The organism is Acidobacteriota bacterium, assembly GCA_034211275.1.
Taxonomy (GTDB): domain Bacteria; phylum Acidobacteriota; class Thermoanaerobaculia; order Multivoradales; family JAHZIX01; genus JAGQSE01.
Window position 1 is genome coordinate 1 of the sequence record JAXHTF010000366.1, and the last position, 2166, is coordinate 2166.

Annotated in this window: 2 protein-coding genes; both read left to right on the forward strand. The window is 67.6% G+C overall.

Going from position 1 to position 2166, the window contains the following annotated elements:
- A partial coding sequence (locus tag SX243_26030) for a chemotaxis protein CheW (GenBank protein ID MDY7096445.1) occupies positions 1-499 on the forward strand: 499 nt, incomplete at its 5' end.
- A 42-nt stretch (positions 500-541) separates the two neighbouring features.
- The coding region (locus tag SX243_26035; GenBank protein MDY7096446.1) for a M20/M25/M40 family metallo-hydrolase at positions 542-2166 on the forward strand (1625 nt) is incomplete at its 3' end.

A 2166-nucleotide genomic window follows, 5' to 3' on the forward strand; every position in this document is an offset into this window, starting at 1 on the left:
GCGGGAGGCCCGGGAGCCGTGGGTCTGTTTCGACATCGCGGATCGCCGCTACGGGCTACCGGTGCAGGTGGTGCAGGAGGTTCTGAGGGTCGACTCCATCACTCGGGTCCCCCACGCTCCCCAGGGCATTCGCGGGGTGACCAATATGCGCGGCCGGGTGCTGCCGGTGGTGGATCTGCGTTTGCGGCTGGGCTTTCCGGAGCAGCAGGTCGCCGGTGCCAGCCGCATCCTGGTGGCCCTCGCCGCTGCCGGCCCGGTGGGATTGTTGGTGGACGCGGTGGAACAAATGCTGGCTATCGCCGCCAGCGAGCACCAGGAACCGCCGGCGGAGATGCGTCAGGAGGAGCAGAGTGCCGCTTTGGCGATGGTGGATCCCGGCGATCAGCCTCTGCTCCTGCTCGACCTGGAGCGCCTCCTGGAACCCATCGCCGCCGCCAGCCTGGCCCGATCCGTCAGCTCCGCTTCCGGCGAGGATGCTCCGTCCGCTGCCGGCGCCTGATCCTTTGTTGCGCTCAATGATCTGATCTTGGAGAGGTGTGTCATGACCGATCGTTCCAACTCCCCTCAGGCTTCCACCGCCGGCCGTACTCTGCCGGCGTTGCTGGCCCTGGCGGTCTTCGCCGGTCTCATCGGCCTCGGCCTGCAAACCTTTGAGGCGTCGCCGGATCCGCAGCCGGCGGACGCGCCGCCGGAAGCTTTCTCCGCCGCCCGGGCCCTCGAGCACGTGCGGGTTCTCGCCCAAGAACCGCGGCCCACGGGATCGCCGGCCCTGGCCCAAGCTCGGGACTACCTGGTTGCCCAGCTCTCCTCCTTGGATCTCGATCCCCAGGTGCGGCGCAGCCGCCTGCTCTTTCCCTGGCGGGGCATCGGAGCCCTGCAATACGTCACGGTGGAGAACATCGTGGCGCGGCTGCCAGGCACTGGCGATGGCAAGGCGGTGATGTTGGTCTCCCACTACGATTCGGTGCCCACCGGTCCCGGCGCCGCAGACGATGGTGCGGGAGTGGCGGCGATGCTGGAGACGGCCCGAGCCCTACGCCAGGGACAAGGCCAGGGAGGGGGCCTGACCAACGACATCATCTTTCTCTTCACCGACGCCGAGGAGTTGGGATTGGTGGGGGCCCGGGCCTTCGTCGACTCAGATCCGTGGCTCGGAGACGTGGGGATGGTGCTCAACTTCGAGGCCCGGGGGCGGGGCGGGGCAGCGCGCATGTTCCGCACCAGTCAGGACAATGGCTGGCTGGTGGATCGGCTGGCGGAGACCCCGGCACCGGTGGCCACCTCGCTGTCCTACGAGGTGTTCAAGTACATGCCCAACGATACGGACTTCACGATCTTCGAAGGTCGCGGTCTGCCGGGCATGGACTTCGCCTTCATCGACGGCTTTCCCAACTACCACTCGGCTCTGGATACGGTGGAGGCGTTGGATCCGGCGAGCCTCCAGCATCACGGCTCCTACATGCTCTCCCTCGCCCTTAGCTTGGGCCAGGCGGACTTGAGCCAGGCTCGCAGCCAGGGAGACAAGGTCTACTTCAATCCCCTGGGGAGCTGGCTGGTTTCCTATTCCGGGACCCTGGCTCTGGCGCTGGCGATCCTCGCCGCCGTGCTTTGGGTGGTGTCCTGGGTGCTCGCCCGGCGGCGGCGGCGGATTTCCGTCAAGTCGGTGCTGGCAGGATTCTTCGGCGGCCTGCTGTCGGCGGTGGTGGCCGGCGGTGGCTGCTTCTTCCTGTGGCAGCAGGCCGGTAGCCTGGATGTGGACTTCCAGGGCTTTTTCCCCTTCGGCATGGGCTACGAGATGTCGGTGTATGCCTGGGGCTTCGGCTTGGTGGCGCTCGGACTGACTTGGCTGGCGTGTCGGCTGTTGCTGCCCCGGGACGGCGTCTTGGGCTTTGCCCTTGGATCCACCCTGCTGTGGGTGGTCCTGACCCTGGCCACCACCTTCTTGCTGCCCGGGGTGAGCTATCTCTTCCTCTGGCCCACCCTCTTCGCGTTCGCCTTCATCCTGGGGAGCGCACTACGGCAGCCCCCGGCGGAGTTCGGGGAAGAGCCGGCGGAACAGCGGTTGGCGGCCACCGGTATGGCGGCGGTGGCAGCCTTGCCGGTATTGCTCCTCTTCCCGCCGCTGGCGGCTCTGCTGTTCAGCGCCCTGGGGCTGGCCCTGGCTCC